Source organism: Saccharomonospora xinjiangensis XJ-54, assembly GCF_000258175.1.
GTDB classification, from domain to species: domain Bacteria; phylum Actinomycetota; class Actinomycetes; order Mycobacteriales; family Pseudonocardiaceae; genus Saccharomonospora; species Saccharomonospora xinjiangensis.
In genome coordinates this window covers 2,322,670-2,339,274 of sequence record NZ_JH636049.1, presented here as the reverse complement: position 1 = coordinate 2,339,274, position 16,605 = coordinate 2,322,670, and the positions used below count along the sequence as shown (strand labels likewise).

General features: G+C 67.9%; 14 protein-coding genes. 11 read left to right on the top strand and 3 right to left on the bottom strand.

Going from position 1 to position 16,605, the window contains the following annotated elements; translation table 11 throughout:
• The first annotated feature begins 22 nt into the window (after positions 1–22).
• From SACXIDRAFT_RS10220 to SACXIDRAFT_RS10180, 9 genes are all read left to right on the top strand, one after another.
• On the top strand, positions 23–535 hold the full coding sequence (locus SACXIDRAFT_RS10220) for an NUDIX hydrolase (protein ID WP_006238482.1): 513 nt from the start codon (positions 23–25) through the stop codon (positions 533–535).
• Between the two features lie 30 nt (positions 536–565).
• A complete protein-coding gene (locus SACXIDRAFT_RS10215) occupies positions 566–2,707 on the top strand; it encodes a DUF6049 family protein (RefSeq protein ID WP_040922581.1) in 2,142 nt (713 codons plus the stop codon).
• Positions 2,708–3,281: 574 nt separating this feature from the next.
• Positions 3,282–5,183: a murein biosynthesis integral membrane protein MurJ gene (gene murJ / locus SACXIDRAFT_RS10210; protein ID WP_006238480.1), complete on the top strand. Its 1,902-nt coding sequence runs from the start codon at positions 3,282–3,284 to the stop codon at positions 5,181–5,183.
• A gap of 96 nt (positions 5,184–5,279) precedes the next feature.
• A complete protein-coding gene (locus SACXIDRAFT_RS10205) occupies positions 5,280–6,815 on the top strand; it encodes a protein kinase family protein (RefSeq protein ID WP_006238479.1) in 1,536 nt (511 codons plus the stop codon).
• A gap of 70 nt (positions 6,816–6,885) precedes the next feature.
• Positions 6,886–7,488 carry an RNA polymerase sigma factor SigM gene (gene sigM / locus SACXIDRAFT_RS10200; protein WP_040922118.1) on the top strand — a complete coding sequence of 201 codons (603 nt, stop codon included), beginning with the start codon at positions 6,886–6,888 and terminating at the stop codon, positions 7,486–7,488.
• Positions 7,485–8,339, top strand: coding sequence for an RsmA family anti-sigma factor (locus tag SACXIDRAFT_RS10195; RefSeq protein ID WP_006238477.1), 855 nt, complete (start codon positions 7,485–7,487; stop codon positions 8,337–8,339). The genes sigM and SACXIDRAFT_RS10195 overlap by 4 nt, the downstream gene beginning before the upstream one ends.
• Positions 8,340–8,481: 142 nt before the next feature.
• On the top strand, positions 8,482–9,474 hold the full coding sequence (trxB, locus tag SACXIDRAFT_RS10190; protein WP_006238476.1) for a thioredoxin-disulfide reductase: 993 nt from the start codon (positions 8,482–8,484) through the stop codon (positions 9,472–9,474).
• Between the two features lie 27 nt (positions 9,475–9,501).
• Positions 9,502–9,828, top strand: a complete 327-nt coding sequence (trxA, locus tag SACXIDRAFT_RS10185; RefSeq protein ID WP_006238475.1) for a thioredoxin — start codon at positions 9,502–9,504, stop codon at positions 9,826–9,828.
• 246 nt (positions 9,829–10,074) lie between these two features.
• Complete coding sequence (locus SACXIDRAFT_RS10180; RefSeq protein ID WP_006238474.1) at positions 10,075–11,223, top strand: N-acetylmuramoyl-L-alanine amidase; 1,149 nt, start codon at positions 10,075–10,077, stop codon at positions 11,221–11,223.
• 76 nt (positions 11,224–11,299) lie between these two features.
• Here SACXIDRAFT_RS10180 and SACXIDRAFT_RS10175 read toward each other — a convergent pair whose 3' ends face one another.
• Positions 11,300–11,938 (bottom strand): GNAT family N-acetyltransferase, encoded by a 639-nt coding sequence (locus SACXIDRAFT_RS10175; RefSeq protein WP_006238473.1) that lies wholly within the window; start codon positions 11,936–11,938, stop codon positions 11,300–11,302.
• Positions 11,939–12,148: 210 nt separating this feature from the next.
• Here SACXIDRAFT_RS10175 and SACXIDRAFT_RS10170 point away from each other — a divergent pair, with 210 nt between their 5' ends.
• Positions 12,149–13,483, top strand: coding sequence for an aminotransferase-like domain-containing protein (locus SACXIDRAFT_RS10170; protein ID WP_006238471.1), 1,335 nt, complete (start codon positions 12,149–12,151; stop codon positions 13,481–13,483).
• A gap of 64 nt (positions 13,484–13,547) precedes the next feature.
• Positions 13,548–14,498 (top strand): D-alanine--D-alanine ligase family protein, encoded by a 951-nt coding sequence (locus tag SACXIDRAFT_RS10165; protein ID WP_006238470.1) that lies wholly within the window; start codon positions 13,548–13,550, stop codon positions 14,496–14,498.
• 188 nt (positions 14,499–14,686) lie between these two features.
• On the opposite strand, the gene SACXIDRAFT_RS10160 is transcribed toward SACXIDRAFT_RS10165, so the two are convergent.
• Both SACXIDRAFT_RS10160 and SACXIDRAFT_RS10155 read right to left on the bottom strand, forming a co-directional pair.
• Complete coding sequence (locus tag SACXIDRAFT_RS10160) at positions 14,687–15,658, bottom strand: ParB/RepB/Spo0J family partition protein (RefSeq protein WP_006238469.1); 972 nt, start codon at positions 15,656–15,658, stop codon at positions 14,687–14,689.
• Positions 15,655–16,557, bottom strand: a complete 903-nt coding sequence (locus SACXIDRAFT_RS10155) for a ParA family protein (protein ID WP_006238468.1) — start codon at positions 16,555–16,557, stop codon at positions 15,655–15,657. Before SACXIDRAFT_RS10155 ends, SACXIDRAFT_RS10160 begins: the two co-directional genes overlap by 4 nt.
• Positions 16,558–16,605: the final 48 nt, after the last annotated feature.

Below are 16,605 nucleotides of genomic sequence, written 5' to 3'. Positions count from 1 at the left end.
CTGTTTGCTCTAGCATCGCAGCATGCCTGGATCGGCCGGTCGCTCCGGCGGCCCGAAACCGGGACGCCGGTCCCGGCGCCGCCGTCGAACGCGGCTGACCACGGTGAACGAGACGTCGGCGGGCGGTCTCGTGGTGGACCCGCAGCGACGGCAGGCGGTGTTGATCGGCAGACTTGACCGGCACGGCAAACTGCTGTGGTCCCTCCCGAAGGGACACATCGAGGACGGCGAGACCACGGAGCAGACAGCGGTGCGCGAGGTTAAGGAGGAGACCGGCATTTCCGCGCACGTGCTGCGAGAGCTGGGGACGATCGACTACTGGTTCGTCGCCGAGCGACGCCGGGTCCACAAGACCGTCCACCACTTCATTCTCGAAGCCGACGGCGGCGAACTCTCCGACGAGGACGTTGAGGTGACCGAGGTCGCGTGGGTTCCGCTGTCCGAGCTCGACGCGAGGCTCGCCTACGCGGACGAACGGAAGCTGGTGCGCAGAGCCCGCGAGTTCTTCGAAAGACAAAGGACCGATGAAAGCTGATGGGTTGATGTGGGACGGGAAGTGCAAGCCGTGAGGAAACTCGCCGCGTTCGGCCTCGCACTGCTGTTCCTCACCGGGCAGGCGTTGTTCGCCGCACCGGGCTCCTCGTGGCAGGCCGCCGCGTACGCCAAGGACACGGGCGCGCAGCCACCTCTGAGGGTGCGGGTCCACCAGTTGTCCCCGCGCATCGTGGACTCCGGCACCACCAAGGTCGAGATCGTCGCCAGTGTCACCAACGTCGGTGACCGGCCCATTTCGGACATCGTCGGCCGGATTCAGGCAGGGCAGCGGCAGTCAACGGCGGCGCAGCTCGCGCAAACGCTTGCCGAACCGCCGCCATCGGAGTCCGGCTGGTCGGAATGGGTAGGGGTGCCGGGGAAGCTGGCGCCCGGTGCGTCCGCCAGGCTCGTCGTCACAGCGTCACCGTCGGCGCTCGGGTTGAACCAGCGTGGTGTGTACCCCTTGCTGCTGAACGTCAACGGCACTCCCTCTGGCGGCGGTGCGGCGCGGCTCGCCACTGTCGATCTGTTGCTGCCCGTGCTCGACGACTCCGGTCGGGGCACGCCTGCGAGCGTGTCGGTGTTGTGGCCGATCGCGGCGCGCGAACCGAAGGTGGTCGCCTCGCCTCACGACGGGAAAATCGTTCTCGCCGACGACAGCCTCGCGGCGGAGCTCGCGGAGGGCGGGCGGTTGCACGCGCTGGTCGCCGCAGCCGAGAGCAAGCGAGGTGACGCGACCCTCGCCGGATCGCTGTGCTACGCGGTGGACCCCGACCTGCTCGAAACGGTCAACGCGATGTCGAAGGGCTATCTCGTCAGGACGGGGTCGGGAACCGTCGAGGGCAAGGGCGAGCAGAACGCGCGGCGGTGGCTCGACGACCTCCGCGCTCTCGTGGCCAACCAGTGCGTCATCGAGCTCCCCTTCGCCAACGCCGACCTCGGAGTGCTCGGAGACGTCGAGTCCGATCACGACCTTGTGGGCGAGGCGGTGACCAACGGCGCGACGATCCTCGACCTGCTGCACCTCGAACCGAGCCCTGGTGTGCTGTGGCCGCGTGGCACCTTGACCGACCACGCCGTCAAGGCCGCCGCCGACGCAGGCGTCACCACCGTGATCACCGGAGCGGGAGGTGTGAGCGCGGAGGGCGATCCCGGCTCGCAGTCCGGCGGGCAGGGCGTCCGCCTCGTCGCCTACGACTCCCTCGTCGCCTCGGGGTTCGGCTACGCGTCCGCGCGTGACAAGAGCAGGGGAGAACAGCCGGGGGTCGCCGCGCAGAATGCGATCGCCGCCATCGCGCTGCGGGGCGGGCTCTCCGACGAGACGGGGGGCGGCACCGTCCTTGTGGCGCCCCCGCACGACTGGAACGCCACCCGCGAGGAACTCGACGCGATGCTCGATTCGCTCACCCGGCTGCACGGCGGCAACCTCGTTCGACCGACTCCTCTGCACCAACTGCTCGGAACCGAATCGGTGGAGGGAGCGCAGAGCGGCAACGCCTCTCCCGCCGACGGCCTGTGGAGCGAGAGCGACTCTGCCACGCTCAACGCCGACCAGCTGGCGACGCTGTCCCAGGTGGAGTCCACCATCGCCGACCTCCAAGGCGCGATGTCCGTCGATCCGACCCGGCAGTACGAACCGGTCAATCTGCTCAGGCCCTTGCACAACGCGGTGATCAGGGCGACATCGACGTCATGGGACGACGCGAAGGACCGCCGGAAGGCCACCGAGGCTGCCGTGAGCCAGTTGCGGCAGCTCAGCGGCAGGGTCACCGTGACGACACCGTCCCAGCCGGTGTCGCTGGCATCGGGGTCGAGTCCGCTACCTGTGACGTTGAGCAACGACTTGCCGGTGGCCGTGACCGTTCGCATCAAGCTCACCAACAGCCCCGGGCTGCGGCCGTCAAGGATCGAGGACACCCCGCTCGCGGCCAACAGCAGGGTCAGCCGTTTCATCCCTGCCGAGACGCTCCGGTCGGGCCGGTTCATGGTGAACGTGTCGCTGGCCACCCCCGGCGGCACCACGCTGGGCCACACAGCCCGCATGGAACTGATGTCCACCGAATTCGGCGTGCTCACCGTCGTGTTGACCGCCACGGCAGGCGCAGCCCTGGTGTTTTTGTCCGGACGGCAGATATACCGTCGGGTGAAGACCCGGGGGGAGGAACGCGGCTGAGGGCGTGCCGCGAATCCGTTTACCCTGGATCGACGAAGCAGACCACCGACGGATAGGGCACGTGTTGGACGAACAGTCGGGCAACCCGCCCGAGCGTGGGGGCGGGCCCGCGCGTTCGGCGCGCGTGCCACCTCGACCACCCGCGCCGCAACCACCGCACAACGGGCCGGTGCCGAGGTATCAGCCACCACCGGAGTGGCGGGACACACCACCACCTCCCGGCAGGCCACCGCAACCACCGCAACCACAACAGCCGCCGCAGCCACCGCACCCGCAGCAGCCGCCGCCCACCCGGCACCTGCCTCCGCCGCCGGTGCCGCAGGGCAGTGGAGGCCCCCACCCGCAGGGCCCGCCCGTGCCGCCGGCACCGCCTGCCGCCGTGCCTCCGGTTCCTGCCGGACGCTCCCCGCAAGGCGGGCCGCCGCACGCCCCGGTCCAGGGTCACCCCGCGCCGCCTCCGGGCCCGCCGCCTGCCGCGCCGGGACACGCCCCTCCCGGCGGCCACCCGCCAAACCCGCCGAACCCGCCGGGCCCGCCGCCGCACGCCGGTGCCCCTGGTTCCGGACCCGCACCCGTGGCGCCCCGGCGTGGCCGTTCACCACAGCCGCGCAGGCAGCCGGTAAGGCCGTGGAGGCAGGAGGCACGACAGCAGGAGACGAAGCACAGGAAACCGCCACCACCGCCGAGGGACAGCGAACGCACGATCTTCATCCCGAGGGAACGCGGTATCCCGCCGGGCGTGCGCTGGCCCGCGGCCGACCCCGACGTGCTGCGGCCGTACGACGAGCTCGCGACCAGGATGATGCCGCGCATCTCCGCCGAACCGATCGGCGAGCGGCTCCCCGAGGTCCAGCTCGACCGCCCGAAGGACGATCAGCAGAAGGCGCCTTCGCTGGCGAAGGCCGGTGGCCGCATGGCCATCGCCACACTGACCAGCCGCATCACCGGCTTCGCGTGGAAGGTGATGCTGGCGTGGGTGGCCACGCTGGGAGTGCTCTACGACTCGTTCACGGTGGCCAACACACTGCCGCTCATCATCAACGAGCTGCTGCTCGGCGGTGTGCTCACCAGCGTGGTCGTGCCACTGCTCGTGCGCTCGCAGGACGACGAGGACGGCGGTGAGGCGTACACCCAGCGGCTGCTGACGCTGTCCATCACTGTGCTGGGTGTCGGGACCGTGGTCTCGACCGCGGCGGCGCCGTGGCTCACCGGGCTGCTGATGGACGACAGCGGCGACAGCCAGGCCAACCCCCAGCTGGCGACGTGGTTCGCCTACCTGCTGCTGCCCGGCCTGCTGTTCTACGGGCTCTTCGCGGTGTTGTCGGCCATCCTCAACGCCAAGCAGATCTTCGGCCCAGCCCAGTGGGCTCCGGTGATCAACAACCTCGTCATCTTCGCCACCATCGGCGCCTTCGCGCTGGTGCCGGGCGACCCGACCGTCATCCCGACCCGCATGACCGAGCCTCAAGTTCTCGTGCTCGGCGTCGGCGTGCTGACCGCGATGGTGGCGCAGGCGCTGTTCCTCGTGCCCGCACTGCGCCGTTCCGGATTCCGGTTCAAGTGGCGGTTCGGCATCGACGATCGGCTCAAGGAGTTCGGCGGGCTCGCCGCCTGGATTCTCGGCTACGTCGCCGTGAGCCAGATCGGCATGGTGGTCAACACGCGCGTGCTCACGGGCGGTGCCGCCGGTGGTCCCTCGATCTACTCCAACGCCTGGCTGCTGTTCCAGCTGCCGTACGGCGTCATCGGGGTGTCGCTGCTGACCGCGTTGATGCCCAAGATGAGCAGGGCCGCGGCCGACAACGATCATCGGAAGCTCGTCGGCGACCTGTCGTACGGCTCACGCATCACCACGATCATGCTGATGCCCGTGTCCGCCGTCATGGCGGTGGCAGGCCCTTCGATCGGTGTCGCGCTCTTCGCGCTCGGCAAGGGCTCGGTGGACGACGCGGAAAGGCTCGGTCAAGCGCTGGCCGTCTCGGCGTTCGGCCTCGTTCCCTACGCGCTCGTGATGCTCCAGATGCGGGTGTTCTACGCCATGAAGGACTCCCGCACGCCGACGCTCATCATGTGCGTGATGACGGCGGTGAAGATTCCGCTGCTCTACCTCGCTTCTGCCGTCCTCGACCCGGTCAACGTGGTGCTCGGCGTGATGATGGTGAACTCGCTGGTCTTCGTGGTCGGCGCCGTCATGGGCCAGGTGTGGCTGTGGGTGAAGCTCGGCAACCTCCGCAGCAGGCGGGTGCTCGGTGTCATCCTGTTCACCGTCGTGGCGAGTGGCCTCGGCGCCCTCGCCGCGGCACTGGTCGCTCTCGTCGTTCCCGACCTGTTGGGACCCATCGGTAAGGCGTGGGTGACGCTCGTTCTCCAGGGAGTCGTGGGTATCGCGGTGTCGTTCGGCGTGCTGATCGCACTGAAGGTGGAAGAGCTTGCTCCCGTCACGCGCCGAATATCCGCTTTGGTCCGTCGCGGGTAACCCTCTCGGCACGGACGCCCCGCAGCCTCTTCAACGGTTCACGTACCCTCGTTACAGGCGCTGTGTGAGTCGAAGCGGCAGGGGGAGGGCGACCGAGTGGGCATCCGAACACACGGTGGATCGCTGGCACCCGGAGGGGTTGTCGGCGACGGCCGTTACCGCCTGCTCGCGCAGTTCGGCATCGACGAACGCGGAGGCGCTCACCTGTGGAGGGCCCGCGACGGGCAGCTCAGAAGGGATGTCGCGCTGACCATACTGGTCGGCGACCCCGCCGACGTCGAGGCGGCCCGGCAGGGCAGGAGGACGCTGGAACGCGCGGCGCACGCGGCGAAGTTCAACCACCCCAGCGTCGCCAAGGTCCTCGACGTGCTGACCCTCGGCAACGGCATCTCGTCGAGCGAAGGACTGCTCGGCATCGTCGTGTCCGAGTGGACCAAGGGCACAGACCTCATCGACCTCGTCAACGAGAAGCGCATCCCGCCGAGCACCGCGGCCAGGATGGTGCAGGCACTGGCCGAGCCGGTGGAACGCGCCCACCTTTCGGGCCTCGTGCTCGGTCTCGACCATCCCCAGCGGCTGCGGGTCACCCCTGACGGCAGGCTGCGGCTCGCCTTCCCCGGCCCGCTGCCGGACTCCACCCTGCGCGACGACGTGAAGGCGCTCGGCGCCGTCCTGTACCTCCTGCTCACCGGAAGGTGGGCGTTGCAAGGCGGACCGCCTGCGATCCCCGCCGCACCAAGGGACCCGCAGGGGCAACTCGTTCCCCCGCACGTGCTCGAACCGCGCGTGCCGCGTGACATGTCGGCGCTCGCGGTGCGCACGGTCTCCGACGGCGGGCAGGGCGGTATCCGCACCAGCGCCGCCATCCTCCGCGTACTCGACAAGGTCGCCTCCGCCGAAGAGCGCACCCCCAAACCGCCGGAGAACGTCGATCCCGACGGCACGGTGTGGACCACGAAGAAACCGGTCAAGGACGCCGCGAGGAGGCGCAAACTCGCGCTCGGTGTGAGCGCGCTCGTCATCGCCGCTGTGGCCGCGCTCGCGTGGGTCGGCATGATGGCCATCAGTTTCTTCCGCGACGACCCGCCGTCGGGCCCTCCCGTGAACCTCGCCGAGCAGAGTGAGACCAAGAAGCCGGGTGGCCAGAGTGACAGCTCGAACGGTGACGGCGGTGATCAGGGTGCCTCGCTCGGTGACGCCGTCGATCCCTCCGAAGTGGCTGTGTACAACCCCGAGGGTGAGGGTGACGGCGTGGCGGAGGCTTCCAACGCCGTGGACGGTGACGAGAGCACCGCGTGGCAGACCGACAAGTACAGGCAGCAGTTCCCCGCCTTCAAGTCGGGTGTGGGGCTGATCGCGGCCTTCGACGAGCCGATCGAACTCGGCGGCGTGCACATCCTCTCCGACACCCCGGGAACGGAGATCGAGATCCGCATCGCCGATTCGGCACAGCCCTCGCTCGCAGAAACTCGCACCGTCGCCTCGACCCGCTTGTCCGAAGGCACCACGAAGATCGAACTAGACGAAGCCGTTCCCGGCGAGTACGTGATCGTGTGGGTCAAGACTCTGTCCGGAGAAGAACCCGAGTTGCAGTCCCGGCTCGCGGAAGTGGCGTTTCTGCCGTCGAAATGACACCTCGGTCGCCGACCAGCTCGCCGAGGTCACCAGAACTGCGGGTCACTGACTTAGTACGCTCTGCCGGGTGACCGCAGCAGCGCCCACGGACGCCGATCTGATAGCCGCGCACGCGGCTGGAGATCCTCACGCCTTCAACGAGCTGGTCCGCCGACATCGGGACAGGATGTGGGCTGTGGCCCTGCGCACAGTCCGCGATCCGGAGGAAGCCGCCGACGCACTCCAGGACGCCTTCATCTCCGCCTTCCGCGCCGCGTCGAACTTCAGGGCCGAGTCGCAAGTGACCACCTGGCTTCACCGCATCGTGGTCAACGCCTGCCTCGACAGGGTGAGGCGCAGGCAGGCTCGCCCCTCGGTGCCGTTGCCGGACACCTCCCACCAGGAACCCGCCGTGCCGCGCGACTCGATGGCGGAGCGCGAGACGCGACTCGTCATCAAGGACGCACTCGCTGAACTGCCGGAAGAACAGCGGCTGCCTATCGTGTTGGTTGACGTCGAGGGGTATTCCGTCGCTGAGACGGCGCAGTTGCTCGGCATCGCGCAAGGAACCGTGAAGAGCCGATGCGCCAGAGGCAGGGCGAAGCTCGCGAAACTTCTTGGTCATCTGCGGAACCCCGGCAACGAGGGTGACGTCCCAACTCACGAAAGCAAACACGGGGAGGGACGATGACGGACGAGAGCAGGGGGCGTGGCGGGCTCGTCGGTCCCCCATGGTCTGTTGACGTGCTCGCCGACCTGCACGCCGGCGTGCTGGACGAGCAGCAGGCGGCGGAGTTGTGGCCGCGCGTGAACGCAGACCCCGACGCTCGGGCCATCATCGAGGCGCTGGAGTCCACCACGACCGACCTCTCCGGATTCGCGTCGCTGGACGTCGAGCCAATGCCTGCCGATGTGGCGAGCCGGATCGACGCGGCACTCGAACTGGAACGGCAGGGGACAGCGCAGGCGGCGCAGGCGCCGGATCGGGGGACGGCACAGGCATCACCGCAGACTTCACCGGGACAGGGAACGCCGCTGTCACGGCCGGAGGAATCCGACGTCGTGAGCCTCGACGCGGCGCGCCGCAGGAGGAACAAGCGACTGGGCTGGGGCGCGGGGCTGCTGACCGCGGCCGCCGCCGTGGTCGCCGCGGTACTCGTAGTGGTTCCCGGCATGGATGAGAAGCAGGGCGGTGACCTGGCTCAACCTCCACAGCCTCCGAAGTCGTCCGTAGCGGGGGAGGCGCCTCCGCTCGCTGTGGACAGCGGAAACCTCTCCGCAGCGGTGGGAGAGATCAGCGGAGCCCGTGATTTCGGCCCGCTGGGTGATCAGCAACGGCTCAGCGCGTGCCTCGCGGCCAACGGCGTCGATCCCTCGGTGCAGCCGGTCGGTTTCCGGCCCGTCACCATCGACGGCGACGACGCACTCGTGGTCCTGCTCACCACAGGCAAACTGGGACAGCTTCGGCTGCTGGCGCTCGCACCGGACTGCGGGGAGGGCAACCCCGGGCTGCTGATGGACGAGACCGTGGGGCGGGGTTGAACGCCGCCCGAAGGTCGCCTGCGCTCTCCGCCGGTCGCTGAGCCGGGAACAGTCGCGCCTACGATGCTGTTGAGCCGGATGTAGGCATTGATCCGGCTACAGTGATTCGTTCGCTGTGGCGGAGTCGAAGCGGAGGGCGCAGGTGACCGAAGACATCCGAAACCTCATCGTCGTGGGGTCCGGCCCCGCCGGTTACACGGCCGCGGTCTACGCGGCACGAGCGCAGCTTCAGCCGCTGGTGTTCGAGGGAACCCAGTACGGCGGCGCGCTGATGACGACCACCGAGGTGGAGAACTACCCGGGGTTCCGCTCCGGCATCCAGGGCCCCGACCTCATGGAGGAAATGCGGGAGCAGGCCAAGACGTTCGGCGCGGAGCTCCGCCAGGAGGACGTCGAGGAGCTCGACCTCACCGGCACGGTGAAGTACGTCACCGCCCACGGCACGCGGTACGCGGCGCGCGCCGTCGTCCTCGCCATGGGTGCCGCGCCTCGGTATCTCGGTATTCCTGGTGAGCAGCGCCTGCTGGGCCATGGCGTCTCGTCCTGCGCCACCTGCGACGGCTTCTTCTTCCGCGACCAGGACATCGCGGTGGTCGGCGGCGGGGACTCCGCGATGGAGGAGGCGACCTTCCTCACGAAGTTCGCCCGCAGTGTCACCGTCATCCACCGCCGCGAGGAGTTCAGGGCGTCGAAGATCATGTTGGAGCGGGCCCGCGCTAACGAGAAGATCCGGTGGCAGCTGAACTCGCAGGTTACCGAGGTTCTCGGCGATGGGAAGGTGACCGGGGTCAAGCTCCGCGACACCGTGTCGGGCGAGGAGTCCACTCTCGACGTCACCGGCTTCTTCCTCGCGATCGGCCACGACCCGCGCAGCGAATTGGTACGCGGTCAGGTGGATCTCGACGACAACGGCTACGTCCTGACCGAGGGCCGCACGTCGTACACGAACCTCGACGGTGTGTTCGCCGCTGGCGACCTGGTGGACCACACCTACCGGCAGGCCATCACCGCAGCGGGTTCCGGCTGCTCGGCCGCCATCGACGCGGAACGCTGGCTCGCCGAGCACGCGGACGTCGCACAGGCACACGAAAGCCCCGAACTCGTGGGTGGCGGATACGCCACTCGCGCCAACTGACCCGGTCGAACCACGACAGGAGAGAAGATGACGAACACGGTCAACGTGACCGATTCCACATTCGCCGACGAGGTGCTGATGCACGACAAGCCGGTGCTCGTGGACTTCTGGGCGACCTGGTGCGGACCCTGCAAGATGGTCGCACCGGTGTTGGAGGAGATCGCGGCCGAGCACGGCGACAAGCTGCGTATCGCCAAGCTCGACACCGACGCCAACCCGAACACGGCGAGGGACTACCAGGTCATGTCGATCCCGACCATGATCCTGTTCAAGGGTGGTAAGCCGGTGAAGCAGATCGTCGGCGCGAAGCCCAAGGCCGCGCTGCTCTCCGACCTGGCCGACGTGTTGCAGTGACATCACGGCCGTCGCACCTCGCGAAAGCAGGCGACGGCCGGAGATTCGAGAACCCGGGATGCGCCCATTCGGTGGCGCTCCCGGGTTTTCTTTCGTTGGGCCATCCGTGTGGGGGAAGCGGCGGCATAGCCCTTCGTCCTCACGCTCCGTCCGCACGGCACAATGGAGTAGCAAGGCCCCCGGCCGACCAGAATCTGCACGACGAATCACGAGCGCACTACGTGCCCAACGAATAGCGAGGAGTGCATGCGGGTACTCCGCCGCGGCGACACCGGTCCGGAAGTCGCCGAGATCAGGTCCATGCTGTCCACGCTGGAACTCCTTCCCTCCAGCGACGAGGCGAACGGACACGGATCGTTCTTCGACCTCGCGGTCGAACACGCGGTTCGGGCCTTCCAGCAACAGCGCGGGCTCATCACGGACGGGGTGGTGGGCCCTGCCACCTACCGGGCGCTACGCGGCTCCACCTACCACCTCGGCAGCAGGCCGCTGGCGTACCTGGTCTCCTCGCCGGTTCACGGCGACGACGTCTTCGCGTTGCAGGAGCGGCTGACCGAGCTGGGGTACGACGCGGGGCGGCCCGACGGAGGGTTCGGTCCGCAGACCGAGAAGGCGCTCAAGAACTTCCAGCGCGACTACGGTCTGACGACGGACGGCATCTGTGGACCGGCGACCGTGCGGGCGTTGCGGCAGTTGTCGCCGCGCGCGCGTGGTGGCCGGCCGGTCTTCCTGCGCGAACAGGAACATCTACGAAGGGCGGGGCCCCGGCTGCGGGGCAAGCGCATCGTGATCGACCCCGGCCACGGTGGTCCTGACCTGGGTGTTTCGGTCGGAGGCGTGCACGAGTCCACCATCGTCTGGGATCTTGCCCGCAGGCTGGAAGGCCGTATGAAGGCCACCGGCATGGAGGCGTTGATCTCGCGCGGGCCCGATCACAGCCCTTCGGAGTTGCAGCGAGCCCAGTTCGCCAACGAGGCTGGTGCGGACCTGTTCCTCTCGCTGCACTGCGACGGCAACCGGTCTCCTCGCGCGCAGGGAGTGGCGAGTTTCCACTTCGGCACGGGCAACGGCACGACCTCCACGGTCGGCGAGTTGCTGGCCGGCTACATCCAGAGGGAGATCGCGGCCCGCACGGGCATGCTCGACTGCCGCACCCACCCGAAGACGTGGGACATCTTCACCAGGACCCGCTGCCCTGCCGTTCGCATGGAGATCGGATATCTCACCAACGACCAGGACCGGCAACGCATGTCCGATCCGGCGTTCCGCGACGTGGTGGCCGAAGGAATCCTCATCGCCGTGAAGCGGCTGTACCTGCTCGGGGAGAACGACCAGCCCACGGGCACCTTCACGTTCGCCGACGTCCTGGCGCACGAACTGCTCAAAACGGAGTAACACACAGCGAACCCCGGCTACCGCCCTGTGGACAACCTGTGGATAACTCGGCAAGTTATCCACAGGTTGTGTATAACTATGCCCGAACGGCGCTCGGCTCAGCGGTGGTCACGCTGACCTGCCCGAGCAGCTTCTCCAACGCGGCTTCGACGTCGGCCTTCCACGAGATACCGGCTCGCAACTCCAGCCGCAGCCTCGGCCAACGAGGGTGCGGGCGCACGGTTTTGAAGCCGACACTGCGCAGGAAGGCTGCGGGAACGACACAGACGTGGTCGTCATCGGCGCTGTCCGGAGCCGCGTCGCCGAACGATTCGACGGCCCGCACGCCACGCCCTGTGAGATCGGCGACGACGGCCTGAACGAGAGCGCGCCCGAGGCCACTGCCACGGAACTCGGGCAGCACGTGGAACGCCGTCAGCAACACGGCGTCAGGGCTCGCGGGTGAGGTGGGGAAGGCATTCGCCCTCGGCACCGCGTTCGGCGGCGCGTACAGCACGAAGCCCACCGGGATGTCACCGCTGTAGATGATCCGGCCGCACGAACCCCATTCGAGCAGCACGGACGACACCCAGGCTTCCTTCTCCACCTCGGTCTCGCCGAACTCCTCGGCCTGCTCCTTCAGATGTGGAGCGACCTCCCAATACACGCAACGCCTGCACTTGCGCGGAAGCTGCTCAAGGTTGTCCAGCGTGACGCCGACGAGGTGTCGCGACACGGAACCTCCCCACGAAGAATCATCACCTGTGGTCGATCACCGAACGCCCACACGGTGGCGACCGCCGACAGCCCCGCACGAGCATATGGCTCTGTGAGAAGCCCCGCCAAGCCCGGAGACCGACGAGGGACTGAAGTTACACTCGGGTCACGCCTTCAGCAGGGACGCCCCACTCCACTGCAACCTTCGCGAAGCGGAAGCGATGTGTCTATGACTTCCTCCCAGTCGCCGGAACCGGTACGGCAGGGCTTCGAGCCCAGCAGGCAGAACCTCGACCCGCACATCGACCGCTATGCCGCGCGCACCGCGGGGATGACGGCCTCGGAAATCAGGGCACTGTTCGCGGTGGCCAGCCGTCCGGAGGTCGTGTCACTGGCGGGCGGCATGCCCAACCTCGCCGCGCTCCCGCTCGACTCGCTCTCGACCCAGATGGCGGAGCTGATCGCAGAGGACGGGCTCGTCGCGCTCCAGTACGGCTCCGCGCAGGGTGTTCCGGTGCTGCGAGAGCAGATCTGCGAGGTGATGGCCATGGAGGGCATCACGGCGCACCCCGACGACATCGTCGTCACCGTCGGCTCCCAGATGGGTCTGGATATGGTGACCCGCCTGTTCTGCGACCCCGGCGACGTCGTCCTCGCCGAAGGGCCGTCGTATGTCGGCGCCCTCGGCTCGTTCGCCGCCTACCAGGCGAAAGTCGTGCACGTCGCCATGGACGACGACGGGCTGGTGCCCGACAACCTGCGCGAGGCGCTCGCCGCGGCCAAGTCGCGGGGACAGCGCGTCAAATGCCTCTACACCATCCCGAACTTCCACAACCCCGCAGGCGTGACGCTATCGGTCGAGCGCCGTGCGGAGATCGTCGAGATCTGCGCCGAGCACGACGTTCTGATCATCGAGGACAACCCGTACGGCCTGCTGGGCTTCGACGGACAGACCTATCCTTCGCTGCGTTCGATGGCGCCCGACAACGTCGTGTACCTGGGATCGTTCTCCAAAACGTTCGCGTCAGGCCTGCGGGTCGGGTGGGTTCTCGCGCCGCACGCCGTGCGCGAGAAGCTGGTCCTCGCGGCCGAGTCGGCGACACTGTGCCCGCCGACGTTGAACCAGCTCATCGTGTCAAAGTACCTCGCCACGCACGACTGGAAAGGCCAGATCAAGACCTTCAGGGAGAACTACCGCGAGCGCCGCGACGCCATGCTGTCCGCACTGGAGCAACACATGCCTGCGGGAAGCACGTGGACGAGGCCCGACGGCGGCTTCTACGTGTGGGTGACCGTGCCGTTCGGTGTGGACACCAAGGCGATGCTGCCGAGGGCCGTCACGGCCCGCGTCGCGTACGCCTCGGGCACGGGCTTCTACGCCGACGGTTTCGGCAGCAGGCAGATGCGGCTTTCGTATTGCTACCCGACTCCCGAACGCATCCGCGAGGGTGTTCGCAGGCTCGCCGGGGTGCTCGAGTCCGAGATGGAGCTCATGCGCACCTTCGGTAACGTGACCACCCGCGCCGTGTCCGGTCCACAGTTCCCCGGTCCCGACACGGCCTGACGTCCGCCGCGGTCCAGCGGCGCCGATCACACCTTCACGTTCACAGATCACGAGGAGTTCCGCGTTGGCCGAGGGTACTGTCGCCGTTCTCGCCGGCGGGTTGTCACACGAGCGAGAGGTCTCGCTGCGGTCCGGCCGCCGACTGTCCGTCGCCTTGCGCGATCAGGGCCTCATGGTTCGGGAGTGGGACACCGACGCGGGGCTGCTGGACCGGTTGAGGCAGGAGAAGCCGGACGCGGCCGTCATCGCCCTGCACGGCGGCGAAGGGGAGAACGGGTCGGTGCAGACCGTTCTGGAGATGCTGGGCGTGCCGTTCGTCGGAACCAGTTCCCGTGGCTGCCGCAAGGCGTGGGACAAGCCGATCGCCAAGGCTCTGATCGAGAACGCGGGTTTCGCGACGCCGGAGTGGGTGGCCCTGCCACACAGCACGTTCAGGGAACTCGGCGCGCAACCCGTACTCGACGCGATGGTGGAGCGGCTCGGTCTCCCGCTGATTCTCAAGCCCGACCAGGGTGGTTCCGCACTGGGTGCCCAGGTTGTGCGCGACGCCGCCGATCTGCCTGCCGCGATGGTGGGTTGCTTCGCGTACGGCGACACGGTGCTCGCCGAACGGTTCGTGGACGGCGTCGAGGTGGCCGTTGCCGTTGTCGAGCGGGACGGCGGCCCGCAGGCGTTGCCTCCGGTGGAGATCGTTCCCGAGGGCGGCGTCTACGACTACACCGCCCGCTACACGGCCGGACTCACCGACTTCTTCGCACCCGCGAGGCTTTCCGACGACGAGGCCGACGCGGTGCGGGAACTCGCCGTCCGCGCCCACTCCCTGCTCGGCCTCCGCGACATCTCCCGCACCGACGCGATCGTGGCCGAGGACGGCACCGTTCACTTCCTCGAGGTGAACTCCTCGCCCGGGCTCACCGAGACCTCCACCGTCCCGATGGCGTTCGAGGCGGCAGGCAGTTCGCTCGGCGAGGTGTTCGCCGATCTCGTTCAGCGGGCGGTTGTGCGGGGGAGCTGATCGGCCGGGCCCATAGCCGATCAGCTGCACGCCGTGTCGATCCGCAAGACGACGGTGGCATTCCAGGCTCGCCGCTCAGGGGCGTGGCAGTTGATCCCGCCACGCCCCTGAGCACCAGCCGATCGAACCGTCACCGTGACGTAATGACCTGGTGTCATCAGTCATCCGCTTACAGTGTCCGATTTGCCTTATTTCGCTGTCATCAGGGCGACAATGCGTTCGAGATCGTCCACCGAACCGAACTCCACAACGATCCTGCCCTTGCGGCGACCCACGTCCACCTTCACCCGGGTGTCGAACGCATCGGACAGCCGTTCCGCGAGGGCGTCCACACCGGGCATCGCCATCGGCTTGCGGGCTGCCTTCTTGGGCTTCGGTTTCGTCTCGCTCTTGGCGAGCGTGACGGCTTCCTCCGTCGCCCGCACCGAAAGCCCCTCCGCCACGATGCGAGCGGCCAGATCCTCCTGGCGGTCCGCGTCCTCCAGCGAGAGCAGTGCCCTGGCGTGTCCCGCGGATAGCACACCGGCCGCCACCCTGCGTTGCACGGGGAGAGGCAGCCGCAGCAGCCGGATCGTGTTGGTGATGACCGGACGACTCCTGCCGATGCGGGAGGCCAGTTCCTCGTGTGTCACGCCGAACTCGTCGAGGAGCTGCTGATATGCCGCAGCCTCCTCAAGCGGGTTCAGCTGCACCCGATGAATGTTCTCCAGCAAGGCGTCCCGCAACATCGCCTCGTCCGCCGTACTGCGGACAATCGCGGGGATCGCGTCGAGGCCGGCCTGCTGCGCCGCTCGCAATCGGCGCTCACCCATGACGAGTTCATACTCGTTATGGGTGAGTTGCCTGACCACGATGGGCTGCATGAGCCCGAACTCGCGGATCGAGTGTTCGAGCTCCGCCAGCGCATCCTGGTCGAAGACCTGCCTCGGCTGCTTCGGGTTCGGCTTCACCGACTCGACGGGCACCTCGCGGTACACCGCACCGGCGACCTCACCGGGCTTGGCGGACACGGCACCGTTGGCCGCGAACCAGCCCGTGTCGGCAGTCGGCTTCGACGTACCGTTGGTGTCCGGTTCCGGCATCTCGCCACCAGAGTCGGCCGGTCCCGTGGGAATCAACGCGGCAAGGCCGCGGCCGAGGCCCCCTCTACGCTCATTCATTGTCGTCGCTCCCTGCTCGATCCACGCTCGGCGACCTCGCGCGCCGCGTCAAGGTAACTCATCGCTCCGCGAGATCCCGGGTCGTAGGCCAGCACGGTCTGGCCGTAGCCCGGCGCCTCCGACACCTTCACACTCCGGGGAATGATCGTCTTCAGCACGACGTCACCGAAGTGCCTGCGAACCTCCTGCGTCACTTGGTCGGCCAGCTTCGTACGTCCGTCGTACATCGTCAGCAGGATCGTCGAGACACGGAGCGACTGATTCAGGTGGCGCTGCACCAGGTCGATGTTGTTCAGCAACTGCCCAAGACCTTCCAGCGCGTAGTACTCGCACTGAATCGGGATGAGCACCTCATGTGCGGCCACCAGCGCGTTGACGGTCAGCAGACCCAGCGAGGGCGGACAGTCGATGAAGACGTAGTCCACCCCGAGCGCGTCAAGGGCTTCCCTGGTGAGCGCCTCCTTGAGCCGGGACTCGCGCTGCGCCATGGAGACGAGTTCGATCTCGGCGCCGGCGAGATCGATCGTCGCGGGAACACAGAGCAGGTTCTCCGACTGAGTGCTCGCCTGTACCGCATCGACCAACGACACCTCGCCGAGCAGCAGCTCGTAGACCGACGGCGTGCCCGAGCGATGGTCCACGTCAAGCGCCGTACTCGCGTTGCCCTGCGGGTCGAGGTCGATCACCAGTGTTCGCACACCGTGGAGGGCAAGTCCTGCGGCGAGGTTGACGGTGCTGGTCGTCTTACCGACCCCGCCCTTCTGGTTCGCCACCCCGATCACACGCCGACGAGTGGGCCGTGGCATGAAGTTCGCATCGGGATGGAGGACACGCGCAGCGCGCAGCGCTTCCTCCGCGATCGGCGTGCCTCCGAGACCGGCGTTGGGGGAGGTGCTCACCGCGCATCACCCCGTGCCGCCGTCGCGCCGCACTGTTTCACGTGGAAC